The 17,318-nt window shown below is 70.1% G+C and carries 14 protein-coding genes and 1 pseudogene; 6 read left to right on the top strand and 9 right to left on the bottom strand.

Annotation, left to right across the window (positions count from 1 at the left end):
- Positions 1 to 60: 60 nt before the first annotated feature.
- The 3 genes from ACIQ8J_RS27980 to ACIQ8J_RS27990 form a co-directional block, all read right to left on the bottom strand.
- Positions 61 to 1,671, bottom strand: coding sequence for an IS1182 family transposase (locus ACIQ8J_RS27980; protein WP_403607962.1), 1,611 nt, complete (start codon positions 1,669 to 1,671; stop codon positions 61 to 63).
- A gap of 265 nt (positions 1,672 to 1,936) precedes the next feature.
- On the bottom strand, positions 1,937 to 2,311 hold the full coding sequence (locus ACIQ8J_RS27985) for a nuclear transport factor 2 family protein (RefSeq protein ID WP_403275915.1): 375 nt from the start codon (positions 2,309 to 2,311) through the stop codon (positions 1,937 to 1,939).
- Between the two features lie 206 nt (positions 2,312 to 2,517).
- On the bottom strand, positions 2,518 to 2,997 hold the full coding sequence (locus ACIQ8J_RS27990; RefSeq protein WP_403275916.1) for a hypothetical protein: 480 nt from the start codon (positions 2,995 to 2,997) through the stop codon (positions 2,518 to 2,520).
- Positions 2,998 to 3,575: 578 nt separating this feature from the next.
- Between ACIQ8J_RS27990 and ACIQ8J_RS27995 the strand changes: the two are divergent.
- Positions 3,576 to 3,878: pseudogene (locus tag ACIQ8J_RS27995) on the top strand (transposase); the annotation flags it as partial.
- A 203-nt stretch (positions 3,879 to 4,081) separates the two neighbouring features.
- Positions 4,082 to 5,689 carry an AMP-binding protein gene (locus ACIQ8J_RS28000; protein ID WP_403275918.1) on the top strand — a complete coding sequence of 536 codons (1,608 nt, stop codon included), beginning with the start codon at positions 4,082 to 4,084 and terminating at the stop codon, positions 5,687 to 5,689.
- Between the two features lie 27 nt (positions 5,690 to 5,716).
- Here ACIQ8J_RS28000 and ACIQ8J_RS28005 read toward each other — a convergent pair whose 3' ends face one another.
- Positions 5,717 to 6,415, bottom strand: coding sequence for a hypothetical protein (locus tag ACIQ8J_RS28005; RefSeq protein ID WP_403275920.1), 699 nt, complete (start codon positions 6,413 to 6,415; stop codon positions 5,717 to 5,719).
- 295 nt (positions 6,416 to 6,710) lie between these two features.
- Here ACIQ8J_RS28005 and gcl point away from each other — a divergent pair, with 295 nt between their 5' ends.
- A complete protein-coding gene (gene gcl, locus ACIQ8J_RS28010; protein ID WP_403275921.1) occupies positions 6,711 to 8,492 on the top strand; it encodes a glyoxylate carboligase in 1,782 nt (593 codons plus the stop codon).
- Between the two features lie 66 nt (positions 8,493 to 8,558).
- Here the strand turns inward: gcl and ACIQ8J_RS28015 are convergent, their stop codons facing one another.
- Positions 8,559 to 9,362, bottom strand: coding sequence for an ArsR/SmtB family transcription factor (locus tag ACIQ8J_RS28015; RefSeq protein WP_403275987.1), 804 nt, complete (start codon positions 9,360 to 9,362; stop codon positions 8,559 to 8,561).
- 163 nt (positions 9,363 to 9,525) lie between these two features.
- Between ACIQ8J_RS28015 and ACIQ8J_RS28020 the strand changes: the two genes are divergently transcribed.
- Positions 9,526 to 9,747, top strand: a complete 222-nt coding sequence (locus ACIQ8J_RS28020; protein ID WP_329462400.1) for a hypothetical protein — start codon at positions 9,526 to 9,528, stop codon at positions 9,745 to 9,747.
- Between the two features lie 367 nt (positions 9,748 to 10,114).
- Here ACIQ8J_RS28020 and ACIQ8J_RS28025 read toward each other — a convergent pair whose 3' ends face one another.
- Positions 10,115 to 11,302, bottom strand: a complete 1,188-nt coding sequence (locus ACIQ8J_RS28025; RefSeq protein WP_403275922.1) for an MFS transporter — start codon at positions 11,300 to 11,302, stop codon at positions 10,115 to 10,117.
- 99 nt (positions 11,303 to 11,401) lie between these two features.
- On the opposite strand from ACIQ8J_RS28025, the gene ACIQ8J_RS28030 reads away from it, so the two are divergent.
- Entirely contained in the window at positions 11,402 to 12,487 is a 1,086-nt protein-coding gene (locus ACIQ8J_RS28030; protein ID WP_403275923.1) for a DUF5937 family protein, read from the top strand.
- A gap of 96 nt (positions 12,488 to 12,583) precedes the next feature.
- Here the strand turns inward: ACIQ8J_RS28030 and ACIQ8J_RS28035 are convergent, their stop codons facing one another.
- Positions 12,584 to 13,291: a TetR/AcrR family transcriptional regulator gene (locus tag ACIQ8J_RS28035; protein WP_403275924.1), complete on the bottom strand. Its 708-nt coding sequence runs from the start codon at positions 13,289 to 13,291 to the stop codon at positions 12,584 to 12,586.
- Between the two features lie 88 nt (positions 13,292 to 13,379).
- Between ACIQ8J_RS28035 and ACIQ8J_RS28040 the strand changes: the two genes are divergently transcribed.
- Entirely contained in the window at positions 13,380 to 14,243 is an 864-nt protein-coding gene (locus ACIQ8J_RS28040; protein WP_403275989.1) for an SDR family oxidoreductase, read from the top strand.
- 454 nt (positions 14,244 to 14,697) lie between these two features.
- Here ACIQ8J_RS28040 and ACIQ8J_RS28045 read toward each other — a convergent pair whose 3' ends face one another.
- Together ACIQ8J_RS28045 and ACIQ8J_RS28050 are read right to left on the bottom strand one after the other, a co-directional pair.
- Entirely contained in the window at positions 14,698 to 16,164 is a 1,467-nt protein-coding gene (locus ACIQ8J_RS28045) for a catalase (protein ID WP_403275926.1), read from the bottom strand.
- A 189-nt stretch (positions 16,165 to 16,353) separates the two neighbouring features.
- Positions 16,354 to 17,268, bottom strand: a complete 915-nt coding sequence (locus ACIQ8J_RS28050) for a 2-hydroxy-3-oxopropionate reductase (RefSeq protein ID WP_403275927.1) — start codon at positions 17,266 to 17,268, stop codon at positions 16,354 to 16,356.
- Positions 17,269 to 17,318: the final 50 nt, after the last annotated feature.

A 17,318-nucleotide genomic window follows, 5' to 3' on the forward strand; every position in this document is an offset into this window, starting at 1 on the left:
GGATCGGCCCCGCACCTCGGACGGGACGCTGACTCTGTCGGGGATCTTGGTGTCGTCTGTTCAGTCTCTGGCGGACCGCCAGGACCTCGGCCGGGGGATCTGGTGTTGGTCCAGGAAGTTCTGGAAGGCGGTCGGCGGCCGGGGTGGAGGTCCTTCTCCGGTCGGCGGCCGTCGGCTGAGGCGCTCGATGTTTGCGGCGATGGCTGTGAACACGTGCTGTAGGTGGGCCTTGTGCTGTCCCCGGTAGCGGCAGCGGCGCATGCCGTGTCCGTGGGCGAGCTCGTTGATGGTGCCTTCCACTCCGGAGCGGACCGCGTAGCGGGCCTGCCATTCGGGTGTCTGTTGCTCGGCGCGGACGCGGAGTTGCAGATCGCGGAGTTCTCGCGGGGGAAACCCGACGCTTCGGGCGCTGTCGGCAGTGGTCGTGCAGCGGGTGCGGACCGGGCAGGGACGGCACTGGCTCTTGGTGAACCGTGCCACGATCAGAGGTGCCGCGGTGGGTGAGGAGGTCGGGTAGGGGCCGTGCCATCCCGCGCTGGTCTCGCCCTGCGGGCAGGTGACCTGCTGGCGATCGAAGTCGATGTGGAAATCGTCGCGGCCGAAGCCGTTGTTCCTGCGGTTCTGGCGGGTGGTGTTGACCGGCAGCGGTCCGGTGACCGTGACCTGGTGTTCGCGGGCTGCTTGCTCAAGGTGGACCAGGGAGGTGTAGCCGCCGTCGACCAAGTGCTCGGCGGGTAGCAGCCCACGGCGCATGAGCCGGGTGTGAATGCCGGGCAGAGCCTTCGCGTCGTAGCCGGTGGCATCGGTGGTCGCCACATCCGTGATCACGTTGACGCCGCCAGGGTCACAGGTCTCGGTGAGATGCGCGACGAACCCCTTCCAGCGGGTGACATGACCGCGGCGCGCGTAGCGGGCCGTCGGGTCGTAGGGCGAGACAACCGCGGCCGACGGGGGCGGCAGCCCGCCGTCCTCAGCGGTGCGCCAGCGCAGGCGGCCGGCCCTGTCGCGGTAGTAGTTCTGCACCATGATCTGCCGTAAAGCCTGGACCCGGGGCCCGGACAGGCGTTCCGGGGCGTGCTGCCCGAGGTGCTCGATCAGCCCCACGGCATCGTTGCCCGCGGCGAGGATCCTGGTCTTGGGGCGGGTGGGGTTCTTGCCCAGACGGACCGGGCGGCCGTAGCGGCTCCCCCACTCCTCGTCGACCAGCCCGGCCAGCAGGTGGGGAGCCATGCCGGCCAGCTCTTCCAGCGCAGCGCGGACGGCCTCGGTGACCAGTTCCAGCCGGGTCAGGTCGCGCACCGCGGCCAGGACGTGGGTGGAGTCCGTGCGCTGGGTGGTGCGCTCGCGGACGAGGCCCCTCTCCTTCAGGCGCGCGAGCGCGAGGTCGAGGAGACGGTCGGCTCGGCCGTCCTCGGTGAGCCGCTCGCGGAAGTCGGCCAGCACACTGTGGTGGAAACCGGGATCGTCCAGCTCCATGGCCAGCGCGTACTTGAAATCGATGCGGCAGCGAACCGCCTCGGCCGCCTGCCGGTCCGACAGACCGAGCAGGAACTGCAGCACACAGACGGTCGCCAGCTGGGCGGGCGAGAGCCCCGGACGGCCGTCGCGCGGGTACCAGTCAGCGAAGTCCTCGTCACGCCACAGCCCGCCCAGCTGGTCTCTCACCCACATCGCCGTCGTACCGCCCGGGTTACTCGCCCGCGCCATCTGCACAGTCAGAGAAGGGACTTGCTCACCAGAACGGGCGTGGAGCGACAACGGGCACCTCGACAACTGCATCGGTCCTTGAACAGAGCCGAGCATGCCCGTTGATCACGCTGCCCCGCCGGGGATCACCAAGATCCCCGACAGAGTCAGCGTCCCCGGACGGTGCGGGGCCGATCCATGTGCGGCAGGCGACGTGCGTCGCGAACCACGGGGGAGGGGTGGGGAGCGGTCAGATCGCGGCTCGGAAAAAGTAGGTCGTACGGTGGACGATCTTTCCGCCCCGCACCAGATACGCGTCCGCGAAGCCCTCTTCCAGCGGCTGCCCGGAGCGTTCCCGGCCGGTGAAGCGGCCCCAGCAGGCGGCCGACCCGAGATCGGAGACCACCCGGTCGACCTGGTGCCGGCCGCTGGAGATGATCCGGGTGTGCCGGTAGAAGTGGTCGATGTCGGCCAGGCCGGTGAGCGGGTCGTAACCAGGGCGTTCGTAGACACAGTCGAGGGCGAAGACGTCGGGCAGATCGTCCCACCTGCGCTCGTCGATGATGGCGAACAGGTCCGCGACAAGACGTTCGGCGGTGCGCGGTGCGGGAATCTGTGTGGACACAGTGTGGGGTCTCCGATCGGGCTCGTTCCGGTGAGGCAGCTGTCACGCGGTGCGGCGCCGACCGGGCGAAGTGGGGCACCTGTTCCCGGTCGCGACAACCGCTGGAGCGTTCCCCACCCGTACGGGGAACGCTCCAGCAGCCTTCACTTCGCGGCGCACTGCGGACGCGACTCTCCGACCCTCGCCGAGCGACTCTGAACCAGCCTTCAAGGCCGGCGGCGCTTTCCGGCCAGGCCTGTGCCGGGGAAGGCGCCGGGACGCCACGCTTGAGGGGCGGTCACCCAACGATCCCGGCAAGCGGCACCCGTTTGCGGCTCAACCGGCGGTGCCGACCGAGCGCTCCAGGTGGAACAGACCTTGGCGTCACATCGTCGAGCCCGCCTCGTAGAGGCATAGGGATGAAACCAGGACGCCTCCAGGCGGCGGGCGTTGACCGTCTCGTGGTCCCAGGCCGACTCGGACACGAAGAACCGCAGCCGCTGTACCGACGCATGCTGGGCGCCGACCACCGGTTCGGTGCCGGCCAGGCCGGTCAGCGTCCTGTTCCGATCCCTCGGCAGCGGCAGCCCGGCCAGATACTCGCGAAACCCCCGCCGCTGGGCCGGCGTCCCCAGCAGTTCATCGAAACGGGCCGCGTACGCTTCCAGCGGACCGGGCGCGGGTGGACATGGCAGCCGCTTGGTCATCTCAAGCTCCACAGAGGTGAGTCGAGGCTCTCACCTCCGGCGCACTGCCACCACGGCCCGCCGTCAACAAACCACCGCGACTGCATCACACGACTTCCCCACGCTGGACCCAGGGCACAAGGGATCACCATGACCGCCAGGACACCCGAACCATCTGGACCGTCAACGACCAGCATGACCAGGACACCTACCACCGCCTGCTGATCCTGCTGTTCGGCCCACGCTCCAGCCGAGACGCTCCCTGAACTGCGCGCCACATGGACGACCCCGGGGTGCCGACACACCCGGGGGTCCGGGCACCTCCAAGGGCCGCCCGGCCAGTCGCAAAGGGACTGACATGACGAAGGCTCTCACGCGCACGCTGCGCGCAGTGGACTACCTACGGGTTTCCACGGAGGAACAGGCAAAGGGCTACAGCATCGCATATACAAGCAAGAAGACCGGGGCGCGCTATCGGCCGGACCGGCCGCGCCTTCTGGAAGTGGGTCTGGGAGCTGGAAGACCTGGGTGTGTACGTCGCTGTCGTGAAGAAGGACTACGACAACTCCACAGCGGCTGGGCGCTCGCAAGCGGAAGCGATGGAGCTCCTGGACATCCAGGTCACCATCCTGGGCGAGATCCCACGGAAGACACGGTGCGACGACGGAATCAGCGGGTGGTTCCGCGAGCGGGAGCGCCCCGTGCCCGTGCTGTCGGACGAGGCTTGGGCGCGCGTTGAGCCGATCTTCGCGGCGCGCAAGGGTAGGCGTCCCAAGGACAGCCGGGGCATGCTGGGTGCCATGTTGCAGAAAGCGAGCACGGGGTGTGCGTGGGGTGACCTGACGTTTCCGGGCGGGAGCCTTGCCAGTTCGTGGCAGCGTTGGCTGACCACGGGATTCTGGGGGCAACTCATGGAAGCGCCGGCGGATTTGCCGGGGAGTCCGTCGCCGAGGGACTCGCGGGCCGTGCTCGCCCCGTACAAGCGCGTCCGCGTCATCGAGTTCGGCGAGCTGCCCAAGACGGTCTCCGGCAGGATCCGCCGGGTCGAGCTGAAGGAGGCGACGGCGGCGGGTTCGGCGGCCGAGTACGTGGAGGGCGAGCTGCGATGACACCCCTGTCGTACGCCCATGGTGTGAGCGGCACCGCCCTGCTCGGCGACACGATCGGCGCCGACCTGGACCGGACGATCGAGGTGTACGGCGCGCGCGAGGCGCTGGTCGACGTCCCGTCGGGGCGGCGCTGGACGTATGCCCAATTCGGCGCGGACGTGGAGCAGTTGGCGTGCGCGCTGCTCGCGAGCGGGGTCGCGAAGGGCGACCGGGTCGGCATCTGGGCGGTGAACTGCCCCGAGTGGATCCTGGTCCAGTACGCGACCGCGCGGATCGGCGCGGTCCTGGTGAACATCAACCCGGCCTACCGCGTGCACGAGTTGGCGTACGTGCTGCGCCAGTCCGGGGTCTCGGTGCTCTTCGCCTCGCTGTCCCACAAGTCGAGCGACTACCGGGCGATGGTGGAGCAGGTGCGGGGCGACTGTCCGGCGCTGCGGCGGACCGTCTTCATCAACGACCCCGGCTGGGACGCCCTGATGGCGACCGGAACACCCGTGCCGCGTACGCGACTTGCGGCGCGCGAGGCGGAACTGTCCTGCGACGACCCGGTCAACATCCAGTACACCTCGGGCACGACGGGCTTCCCCAAGGGAGCCACCCTCTCCCATCACAACGTCCTCAACAACGGTTATTTCGTAGGGGAGTTGATCTCCTACACGGAGGCCGACCGGATCTGCATCCCGGTACCCTTCTACCACTGCTTCGGCATGGTGATGGGCAATCTGGCCGCCACCTCGCACGGGGCCTGCATGGTGATCCCGGCGCCGTCCTTCGACCCGGAGGCGACCCTGCGGGCCGTCGAGCAGGAGCGCTGCACCTCGCTGTACGGCGTGCCGACGATGTTCATCGCGGAGCTGAACCTCCCCGGCTTCGCCTCGTACGACCTCTCCTCGCTGCGCACCGGGATCATGGCGGGCTCACCGTGCCCCGTGGAGGTGATGAAGCGGGTGGTCGCCGAGATGCACATGGCCGAGGTGTCCATCTGCTACGGCATGACCGAGACCTCCCCGGTCTCCACGCAGACCCGCACGGACGACGACCTGGAGCGGCGCACCGGCACCGTCGGCCGGGTCATGCCGCACGTCGAGGTGAAGGTCGTCGACCCCGTCAGCGGCGTCACCGTCCCGCGCGGCGAGGCGGGCGAGCTGCGCACCCGCGGCTACAGCGTGATGCTCGGCTACTGGGACGAGCCGGAGCGGACCGCCGAGACGGTCGACGCGGGACGCTGGATGCACACCGGGGACCTCGCGGTGATGCGCGAGGACGGCTACGTCGAGATCGTCGGCCGCATCAAGGACATGATCATCCGAGGCGGCGAGAACGTGTACCCGCGCGAGATCGAGGAGTTCCTGTACGGACACCCCAAGATCGCGGACGTCCAGGTGGTCGGGATCCCCGACGAGAAGTACGGCGAGGAGATCCTGGCCTGCGTCATCCCCCGCGACCCGGCCGATCCGCCCACACTGGCCGAGCTGACCGCGTACTGCCGCGAGCAGCTGGCCCACTACAAGGTGCCCCGCCGCCTGCGCATCCTCGACGCCTTCCCGATGACGGTCAGCGGCAAGGTGCGGAAGGTGGAGCTGCGGGAGGGTTACGGGGCCTGATCCCCGCGGGGTGCGCCCCGGCCGGGCTCAGGGGCCCGCCGAGACCAGCTCCTGGGCCGCGTCGTTCACGGGCTGGGGCGTCCCTGTCAGATCCAGTACGAACAGCGGGACGCGCAGCTCGTCCGCGCGCTCCCTGGCGTCCTTCGCGTACCCGGCGAGCGAGAAGTGGACGCTGCGCGCCGAGCCGGTCATGCCGTGCAGCCACAGGCACTCGACCGCCCGCAGCGAGACCGGCCGGGTCGTCGGGTCCACCTGGGCGACGAGTCCGGGCCCGCGCAGATCGATGCCGGAGGCCGGGCGCGGCTCGGCCTGGTGTATGCCGCTGAAGCCCAGCCAGTTCAGATAGAGCGCGGCCGCCGTCACCGCGTCCCGCGCGGTGCGGATCGTGAGCGGCCTGAACGCGGTGCGGGGCCGCGCCGACGGCGGCGGGAGCGGCACGGGCGCGGGCGCGGGCGGCGCCGTCACCGGGCGCACCGGGATCCGCAGGACCGTCCCGCAGGAGCAGCCGAGCTCGGGCTGCGGCCACTGGCTCTGCTCTCCGCAGGCCCGGCAGCGGACCGTGACCCAGGCTTCCGTCCAGGTGCGGTGGGTGATCGGGGACGGCGCGGCGCCGCGCTGGACGGGCGGCGCGAGCAGGGCGCCGCAGGCGCACGGATAGGCCGGCGGAACGTAGAGGTGGTCGCGTCGGCAGGCCGGGCAGCGCACCGGTACGCCCTCGCCGTTCATCCGCCCCCGCCTCCCTGCCGACGCGGCCCGTACGGGCTCCGCTCCACGTCGAGTGAGAGCCCCCCGCGGCATGCCCCGGAGGCTCCGCCGTCCATGGTCCATCAACCGGGACCGCGGTGTGGCCCATTCGCGCATCCCCGGCCGTCCCTTGACGCGCCAGCGAACCCGTCCTACATTGCTTCCACATAGCAGAATGAAACTTCCGCATTACGGAATCAGGCTCCAAGGGGCGCGACCAGGTGGCGCGACAGGGCCCGACTCCGCCAGGCCGAAGCAGGAGCACTCCATGCCTCGTATGACCGCTGCCCGAGCGGCAGTTGAGATCCTCAAGCGCGAAGGCGTCAGCCACGCCTTCGGTGTGCCGGGCGCGGCGATCAACCCCTTCTACCGGGCGCTCAAGGAGGGCGGTGGCATCGACCACACGCTCGCCCGCCACGTCGAAGGCGCCTCCCACATGGCGGAGGGGTACACGCGCTCCAACCCGGGCAACATCGGTGTCTGCATCGGCACGTCGGGCCCCGCGGGCACCGACATGATCACGGGTCTGTACTCCGCGATCGGCGACTCGATCCCGATCCTGTGCATCACCGGCCAGGCCCCGGTCGCGGTGATCCACAAGGAGGACTTCCAGGCGGTCGACATCGCCTCGATCGCCAAGCCTGTCACCAAGGCCGCGACGACCGTCCTGGAGGCCGCACAGGTCCCCGGCGTCTTCCAGCAGGCCTTCCACCTCATGCGCTCCGGCCGGCCCGGCCCGGTCCTCATCGACCTGCCGATCGACGTCCAGCTCACCGAGATCGACTTCGACCCGGACACCTACGAGCCGCTGCCGGTCTACAAGCCGACCGCGACCCGCGCCCAGATCGAGAAGGCCATCTCCTTCCTCCTGGAGTCCGAGCGCCCGCTGATCGTCGCCGGCGGCGGCATCATCAACGCGGACGCCTCCGACCTCCTGGTCGAGTTCGCCGAGATCACCAACACCCCGGTCGTCCCGACCCTCATGGGCTGGGGCACCATCGCGGACGACCACGAGCTGAACGCGGGCATGGTCGGTCTGCAGACCTCGCACCGCTACGGCAACGCGACGTTCCTGGAGTCGGACTTCGTCCTCGGCATCGGCAACCGCTGGGCCAACCGCCACACCGGCTACAAGCTCGACGTCTACAAGAAGGACCGCAAGTTCGTCCACGTCGACATCGAGCCCACCCAGATCGGCAAGATCTTCGCCCCGGACTACGGCATCGCCTCCGACGCGAAGGCCGCCCTGGAGCTGTTCGTGGAGGTCGCCAAGGAGCTGAAGGCCGCGGGCAGGCTCCCCGACCGCTCCGCCTGGGTCGCCTCCCACCTGGAGCGCAAGTCGACCCTCCAGCGCCGCACGCACTTCGACAACGTGCCGATGAAGCCGCAGCGGGTCTACGAGGAGATGAACAAGGCCTTCGGCCCGGAGACGCGCTACGTCACCACCATCGGCCTCTCCCAGATCGCCGGCGCGCAGATGCTGCACGTCTACAAGCCGCGCCACTGGATCAACTGCGGCCAGGCGGGCCCGCTGGGCTGGACCATCCCGGCCGCGCTGGGTGCCGCGACCGCCGACCCGGAGACGCCCGTCGTCGCGCTGTCCGGCGACTACGACTTCCAGTTCATGCTGGAGGAGCTGGCGGTCGGCGCGCAGCACAAGATCCCGTACGTCCACGTTCTCGTGAACAACGCCTACCTGGGCCTGATCCGTCAGGCGCAGATCGGCCTGGACATCAACTTCCAGGTCAACCTGGAGTTCGAGAACATCAACTCCCCGGAGCTGGGCGTCTACGGCGTCGACCACGTCAAGGTCGTCGAGGGCCTCGGCTGCAAGGCGATCCGCGTCACCGAGCCGGACCAGCTGCTGCCCGCGTTCGAGGAGGCCAAGAAGCTGGCCGCCGAGTTCCGGGTCCCGGTCGTGGTCGAGGCGATCCTGGAGCGCGTCACCAACATCTCGATGAGCCGCACCAACGACATCAGCGACATCAGCGAGTTCGAGGAGCTGGCCACCGAGCCGGGCCACGCCCCGACGGCGATCCGCCCCCTCACGGCTTCCTGAGCCACCCAAACGGTCCGGCCCCCGTTCCCCCGCACTGGGGAGCGGGGGCCGGACGCTTTTTGTGATCTACCGGGGGCCGGTGGCCTCCTCGTGTTCGAGCAGCGTCTTGAGCGAGGACAGAATCATCGCCCAGCCTTCGCTGACCCCCTTCAGCATCTCGCTGTCCGGGCTGTCGAATCCTTCATGAGTGACCGTCAGTTTCACGCCGAGGGAGGCGGGGTCGGCCGGTTCGATGTCGAAGGCGACCCGGGACTGCTCCGCGCGCGCCCTGCCGAACTCCTCCTCCGTATCGAAGAGTTGACGGTGCATCGGAAGAAGACGATGCCAGGTGTACGCGAGCCGTCTGCCCGGCAGTGCCTCGGTCACCGCCTGGCCGAGATCCTCGTACGCGCCGTCCGGGCCCATCTTCCACAGCACCGGCGAACCCACCCGCCAGTCGGAGCTCGGCCCCCAGCCGCCGAAGTACCGCTGGGCGAACTCGGCGTCGGTCAGGGCCTCGTAGAGCCGCTCGGGGGTGGTCTGGATGTAGATCAGGTAGACGAACTCGGGCCTGTCCATGGCGGGTTCCTCCTCCGGGCTCCGCTTCATCCGGCCGGGCACCTCCAGCCTTCCGTGCTCGTACTGGCCGATCCAGCGGTCGGACAGCTCCCGGATCGGCACCGGGTCGAGGTAGTGGAACTTCTCCCGGCCACGCCGCACCGACCTGACCAGTCGGGCCGCTTCAAGCACCGCCAGATGCTTGCTCACCGCCTGCCGCGACATGGCGAGACCTTCGCACAGCTCCCGCAGCGTCTGCCCGTTCCGCTCGCGCAGCCGGTCGAGCAGGCGCCGCCGACTGGCATCGGCCAGCGCTCTGAACACGTCGTCCACGCTCGCCTCCGATTCCAGATTGGGAACCTGGGGGTTGCGTGTCAATTCGTGACGATTTTGGCACCTCTACCGGGGCCGATCCGCGTAGATACCGGATCGATTCCCCATCGTCACCCGTCGGGCCTGCCCTTCGGGCCGTTCGGCGGCGCATACTGGGGTGACGATGACGAAGCCATCCGCGCCCCGGCGCCACCTGCCCACCAGCCCCTTCAAAGCCCCGGACGCCCCGGCGGCCAAGCACTTCCTCCTGGGAGACCGGGTCACACACGACCAGTTCGGCCTGGGCACCATCATCGGGGTCGAGGACGGCGTGGCGATGCTCGTCGACTTCGGTTCCCGACAGGCCCGCATTGTCAGCCCGTACACCCGCATGGACAAGCTCTAAAAACACCCTCGCCCCGAGGTGAACCCCGGTCCGGACCGCACGCGCGGTCCGGACCGGGGGCGTGTCCGCCCGATTCCCCGGCGCCGTGGGAGCTGCCCGTCCGGGTGAATCTCACGCGCCGGGGCCCGGGGCGTCCCGCCCCGGACGCCGCCACCTCCGGTCGCAGAAGCCGTTCCTCGAAGTACGAGGTCGGCTCCGACCCCCTACCTGATCGACCACTCCCGCCGCGCCCCCTGGGTGCCGGACCGGGACCGTGAGCTCATGGTCACACTCCACCACCCGGCGCCCCGCCCCCGTACGCCACCACCGCCGAGGCCGCCGCCGCGCTGAAGCAGATTCGGCGTCGACCCCGCTCGGGTGCCCACGCTCACTCGGTGGCTACGGCGGAGGCGGAGAGGAGTGTCGCGGCGCCGAGGCTGCCCCAGAGGGCGGCCGGGCCGAGGGGTGCGAGCGCGGTGATGACCGCCGGGGAGACGGCGAGGCCGAAGCCCGTGGAGAGCTCGAAGCGGGCGAGGGTGCGTCCCAGGACATGGGCCGGGGCGAGGACGGTGACGAGCGCGGTGGCGCTTCCGGCATAGATGATCTCGCCGAGAGCGCAGACCACGGACACCGTGGCGACGGCCGGGGCACCCCAGCCGCCTCCCAGTGAGGTGGCCGCGAGGAAGCCGAGGTAGGACGCGGCGAGTACTACTCCGGCGAGAGCAAGCACGGTCCGCCGGGAGAAGCGGGACAACAGGACGGTGACCGGAACCTGCAGGGTGACCACCAGCACCGTGTTGACCACGAAGATGGCCGCCGACCACACCGGGGATGCGTGCATCTGTGTCGCCAGGACCAGCGGGAGCGCGATTTCGGGGACGTTGAGGCAGAAGGCGTAGACCACGTTGGCGGCCAGCAGCGCGCGCATCCGGGGCGCGGGCCCGTCGTCCTTGTCCGTGGCCGGGGCAGCGGCCGGATGCGCGTACAGGTGGACCGACCACGCCAAGGCCGCCGCGGTGAGACAGGCGAGCCCGGTGACGGCTGCCAGCGCCTGCAATGCGGTGGTGCCGCCCGCCAGGCATGCGGTGGCGAGGAGCGCGCCCGCGCCCATGCCGGCGTTGCGCAGGGCGCGGCCTCCCGCGAGAGCGGCATCGCGTTCCCGGCCGTGGGCGACCGTGGCCACGAGAGCCGCGTGGGCGGCCGGCCATGCCTGGTTGCCGATGCCGAGGAAGAGCGCGGCCATAGCGAACGTCCAGACGTGCCCCGCCGGGGTGGCCAGCAGCAGCGCCACGCCCAGCACCCGCACCAGCATCGACGCTGCCACGACCGTGCTGCGGGCGCCCCGGTCCAGCCATCGGCCCACCGCGGGCATGCACACCAGACCCACCGCGACGCCGACCGTCATGGCGATGCCGGTGGCCGGCGCGGACAGCCTCAGCACCGTCACCCCGTAGAGCAGCAGAAAGGGCCGCAGCAGGCCGGTGCCGAGTGCGTCGATGGCCAGGGCGACGGCATAGCGGGGGCCGCCCGAGGCGCGGACGAGGGCGCGGGGCCGGATCTTGGTGGTGGTTGACATGGCGTCAACGGTGCGTTCGGCCGCCGAGCCGGGAACGTCGCTTGACGCAGACCGTCAAGCGACGCCGTCGCAGGCCGTCCGGTCAGGGATGCTGAGGGGATGACGTTGAGGATCGACATCAGCGGCCTGCCGGCCGAGCGACTGCGGTTCGCCGCCTCCCCGCTGGCCGAACTGACTGCGATGCTGCACGTGTTGGCCGAACCCGGGCATCATCCGCAGCTCGCCGGCTGGGCCGGGGACGTCTGGGCCGGGCTGCCGCCGGAACTGGCCGAGCGGTTGCGGGAGGCGGAGTTCCTCTGGCGTTCCTCACAAGCCGACTTCCTGATCCCCGCCCGGCCTCGGCCGACCCTCGCCGACGAACTGGACGACGTGGACCGGATCGACGACGAAACGTATGTGACCGCCGCGCTCGTCACCACGTGCGGCAGCAACCGGGCCCACTTCGCCGCGCGTTCGCCGCTCACCGACGCGACTGCGCGCGAGCGGGCCCTGGACCTGGCCCAGGCCCGCGGCGCGCGGCAAGAGGCCTTCGCGGAACGGCTGCTCGCGGACCCGGCTGCTGTGCGGGCGCGGGTGCGCCACACCCTCGAACAGTGCGCGGAGGCCTTCTTCAACACCGCCTGGGCGGGCGTCGCCGTGCAGCTCGCCACCGACCTGCGCCTGAAGAACGACCTGCTGAAGCGCCAGGGCATCGGGGCGGCACTCGCATCGGTCTCCGGCGCGGTCACCCTGGCACCGGACGGCGACTGCATCATCGTGGACAAGCTGCAGGACAAGGCGACCGCCGCCCACGGCACCGGGGTCACCTTCATCCCCAGCGTCTTCGGCCGCCCGCACCTGGTGGCGGTCCACGCGCCCGGGTGGCAGCCGGTGGTGCAGTACCCCGTGGCCGAGCCGAGTCCGGCGGAGCCGGTATCGCTGGAAACGGTCACACTGCGACTGGACGCACTCGCCCATCCGGTACGGCTGCGGTTGCTGCGCACCCTGGCCCGCGGCCCGCACACCACCGGTGAGCTGGCCCACGCCTGGGAACTCTCACTCCCGGAGGTTTCCCGCCACCTCGCCGTCCTGCGCCGCGCGGGCCTGCTCACGACCCGGCGGCACGGTCGTTACGTCCGCAACACCCTCAACCTGCCCGGTCTGACGGCGCTGGGCACCGACCTGCTGACGGCCGTACTGCGCTGAGCGGCTACGCGTCGCGCGTGAACTGCGTTGGCCCGTCGAGGAATTGGCCCCTGCGAGGGCGGACACCCTCTCGGGTCCGTCTGCGTACACGGCCTCCTAGGAGACTGTGACGCGGTCCAGCCAGTCCCCGAGCAGCGCACTCTCGTGCGGGGTGAACGTCGCGAGGTCGGGTAGCGCGGCACGCAGGGTGACGGCTGCGGCGACCGGGCCGGCGGGCGCGGCCGGGTGTGTGTCGGTGAGGACGGTCGCGCAGACCGCCTCCCAGGCCAGGTCCGCGAGGGATTCGTCGCGTCCGTCCTCGGGCTGGTCGATGAGGGTGAACACGACGCCCGTGCCCGCTGCGCGGATGAGTTCGACGGCGCGGTGCTCGGGCACCCGCAGGCGCCCGGCGCGGGCGACCCGCCGTACTCGCTGTCGCAGCACCTGCGCTCCGGACTCGGCCGCGGACTGCTGGCCGGGCGAGGGCATCACGGTGTGCATGAGCCGGAACAGGGCCGGGTTCGCGAGGCCGAAGCCGACGTGCAGCTCCCACCCGGCGCGCAGCCCCTGGACCGGGTCGTCGTCGGCGTCGACGGGGGGCTTGCGGGCCAGGTAGGTGGCGAAGCCGTGCTCCGCGACGGCGTCGAGCAGCCCGTTCTTGTCGCCGAAGAGGCGGTAGATCGTGGGCGCCTGAACGCCGGCGGCGAGCGCGACCGAGCGCGTGGTCACCGCATCGGGCCCCTCGGTCGCCAGCAGGTGTGCGGCGACTTCGACCAGTCGTGAACGCACGGCATCTCGGGAGGACTGCAAGGTGGGATCGTTCACGTTTCCAATGCTAGCGCATGCTTGGTATCGGCGATGTTTCGGTGATAGCGTGAAGAGCGAATCACTGATAACGACCCTGGAGGCGAACATGCTGGTTATCACCGGAGCCACCGGCGCGCTCAACGGCGCCACCGTCGACCACCTCCTTGAGCGCGTCCCCGCCCAGGACATCGCCGTCGCCGTGCGCGATGTCACCAAGGCGCAGCGGTTCGCGGACCGCGGAGTGGCGGTGCGCCACGGCGACTACGCCGACCCGGCCTCGCTCCCACGCGCTTTCGAGGGTGCCGAGCAGCTGCTGCTGGTGTCCTCGAACGACCCGGGCGCCGACGCCGTAAGCCTGCACCGCACCGCGATCGACGCCGCCGCGGCAGCGGGCGTCGGGCGCATCCTCTACACCAGCCACCAGGGCGCCGGACTCGACAGCCCCTTTCGCCCCGCAAGCGACCACGCCGCCACCGAGCGGCTGCTCGCCGACTCGGGCATCGCCTGGACATCGCTGCGCAACGGCTTCTACGCGCACAGCCTCGACTGGCTGATGGGCCCGTGGCGCGAGACGGGCGTCATCGCGGTGCCCGGCGACGGCCCGGTGTCGTGGACCGCACGCGAGGACGCCGCCGAAGCCGCAGCCGTCATCCTCGCCTCCAGCGGTGCCCACGACGGCCCGACGACGCTGACCGCCGGCGCCGCGCCCACGTTCGACGACCTCGCCGCGATCGCCTCGGAACTCACCGGTCGCACGGTCGAGTGCGTGGTCATGGACGAGGACAAATGGGTCGCGGCCCAGATCGCCCGGGGCGCGCAGGAGTTCATGGCGCGCTTCCTCCTCGGCTTCTACCAGGCCGCGCGGCAGGGCCGTTTCGCCGGCGTCGACCCCCTCCTCGGCAGGCTCCTCGGCCGGGAACCACGCACCGCACGCGACCTGCTCTCCCGGCCCTCGCCCACGTCCCCGTAGCGAAGGCTCCCGCTGCCCGCGCACCTGGGCAATGATCACCGTGGCCGTGTCGGCACAAAGATCAAGGCCCCACCTGAACCAGCAGGTAGGGCCTTGATCATCGGACGCTCGGTTCGGGACCGTAAACCGAACCCGGCGCCCTGGCTGGGGAGTTGAGACCGCCCGGCGGAACGAGGCTGGCGCGACAGGACGTTCGCGCCGCCGGGCGGAGTTCGTGGGGGAGGTGACCGGGATCGCGGCGGCGGCGATTGGGGTGTGCGCCGAGCACCCTTCCCTCAGGTCAGGAAGGGTGGCGCACACGCCTTGACCACCGCACTGGCATCGCCGAACCGCCGCGATCCTCAGGTTGTCCGGGTCCGCCGACCACCCCTCATCCGGGTCGGCGGACCGGACGGTGCAAGGAATTTGACCTCCCGTCAATTCCCTTGCACGGTCTCGGTGTTGAACCGGGCGACTAGTCCTCGCGCAGGGCGCGGACGGCCTCCTCGACGCGCTTGCCGTAGTCGGCGTCGGCGGCGTGGAAGTGGGCCAGGTTCTTCTCGATGACGTCGTCGCGGGAGACCTGCGAGAGGCCGCCGGCGATGTTCGCCACGAGGCGGGACTTCTCCTCCTGCGACATCAGGCGGTAGAGCTCGCCCGCCTGGAAGAAGTCGTCGTCCTTGACGTGGGCCGGGGCGGCGTGGGTGCCGGTCCAGCCGTGGATCGCCAGCGGGGCCGACAGTGCCGCGTCGGTCTGCGACGGGCCGGAGTACGAGTTGGGCTCGTAGTTCTTGTCGGTGCGGCGGCCGTTGCGGGTCGCCATCAGGCCGTCGCGGCCGTAGTTGTCGGCAGACCCCCCGGAAACAGCCTTCGGCGCGTTCACCGCGAGCTGGGTGTGGTTGACGCCGAGACGGTAGCGGTGCGCGTCCGCGTAGGCGAACAGGCGGCCCTGGAGCATCTTGTCCGGGGACGGGCCGATGCCGGGCACGAAGTTGTTCGGAGAGAAGGCCGACTGCTCGACCTCCTGGAACACGTTGTCCGGGTTGCGGTCCAGGACCAGGCGGCCCACCCGCTGCAGCGGGTAGTCGCTGTGCGGCCACACCTTGGTGAGGTCGAACGGGTTGAAGCGGTAGTCCGCGGCCTCGGCGGCCGGCATGATCTGGACGTACAGCGTCCAGGACGGGTTCACGCCGCGCTCGATGGCCTGGAGCAGGTCCGTCTGGTGGCTGTTGGCGTCCTTGCCGACCGTCTCGGCGGCCTGCTCGGCGGAGAGCGAGCGGATGCCCTGGTTCGTCTTGAAGTGGTACTTGACGAAGAAGGCCTCGCCCTGCGCGTTCGTCCACTGGTAGGTGTGCGAACCGTAACCGTTCATGTGGCGGTACGAGGCCGGGATGCCGCGGTCGCCCATGAGCCAGGTGATCTGGTGGGTGGCCTCGGGGGCGTGCGCCCAGAAGTCCCAGACGTTGTCCGCCTCCTGCTTGCCCGTGAACGGGTCGCGCTTCTGGGAGTGGATGAAGTCGGGGAACTTGATCGGGTCCTTGATGAAGAACACCGGGGTGTTGTTGCCGACGAGGTCGTAGTTGCCCTCTTCGGTGTAGAACTTCAGCGCGAAGCCGCGCGGGTCGCGGACCGCGTCCGCGCCGCCGAGCGAGTCGGCGACGGTGGAGAAGCGGATGAACGTCTCCGTGCGCTTGCCCACCTCGCCGAGGAAGTCGGCCTTCGTGAAGCCGGTGACGTCGTCGGTCACCTCGAAGTAGCCGTACGCGCCGGAACCGCGGGCGTGCACCACACGCTCCGGGATGCGCTCACGGTTGAAGCGCGCGAGCTTCTCCAGGAGCTGCTGGTCCTGGAGCAGGATGGGGCCACCGACGCCGGCGGTGGCGGAGTTCTGGTTGTCGGCGACGGGGGCGCCGGACTCGGTCGTAAGCACGCGCTTCGACATCGTGACCTTCCGTACTGGAGCTGCACCGCTGACTGGTTCCGCGGGTTCCTGGAGCGTAAATACGCCCGGAAGAGAACGTCAACAGTTTGTTGAAAATGAGGATGAGCTTCCGGGCGGCGACAGCGCCTGGGCGCGACAGGACAGGTGTCAGCGCCGCCGCCGCCCGGAAATCTGGGGAGCCCCGAGGGCTCAGACCTGCGAGCCCGACAGGCGCTCGACGGCGCGGAGCAGGGCCGAGTGGTCCAGGCCGCCGTCGCCCTGGGCGCGCAGCGAGGCGACCAGCTGGGCGACGACCGCGCCGACCGGAAGGGCCGCGCCGACGTTGCGGGCGGCGTCCGTGACGATGCCCATGTCCTTGTGGTGCAGGTCGATCCGGAAGCCGGGCTTGAAGTCCCGGTTCAGGAAGTTGTCCTTCTTGCGGGTCAGCACGGTCGAGCCGGCCAGACCGCCGTTGAGGACGTCCAGGGCGGCCGTCAGGTTCACACCGGACTTCTCCAGGAAGACGACGGCCTCGGCGCAGGCCTGGATGTTGACCGCGACGATGAGCTGGTTGGCGGCCTTCACCGTCTGGCCGGAGCCGTGCGGACCGCACAGGACGATGGTCTTGCCGAGGGCTTCGAGGATCGGCAGCGCCGCGTCGAAGTCGGCCTGCTCGCCACCCACCATGATCGACAGGACGGCCTCGATGGCGCCTGCCTCGCCGCCGGAGACGGGGGCGTCCAGGACGCGGATGCCCTTCTCGGCGGCGTTCTTGGCGAGGTCGACCGAGGTCTGCGGGGTGATCGACGACATGTCGACGATCAGGGCGCCCTGCCTGGCGTTGGCCAGGATCCCGGCCTCACCGTACGCGATGGCCTCCACCTGCGGGGACGCCGGAACCATGGTGATGATCACGTCCGCGTCCTTGACCGCGTCGGCGATCGAGGAGGCGGCGGTGCCGCCGGCGGCCGTGAGGCGGTCCAGCTTGTCCTGCTCCAGGGTGAAGCCGGTGACCGAGTAGCCGGCCTTGATCAGGTTCTCGGACATGGGGGAGCCCATGATGCCGAGGCCGACCCATGCGATCGCAGGGAGGGCCGGGCGGGAGGTGTCGGCGAGGTTGGTCATGAGGGTGCTGCCTTCCTAAAAGCTTTGGTACGTCAAGAAGTTGAGGAGCC

The sequence above is a fragment of the Streptomyces sp. NPDC094147 genome (genome assembly GCF_044764265.1).
Taxonomy (GTDB): domain Bacteria; phylum Actinomycetota; class Actinomycetes; order Streptomycetales; family Streptomycetaceae; genus Streptomyces.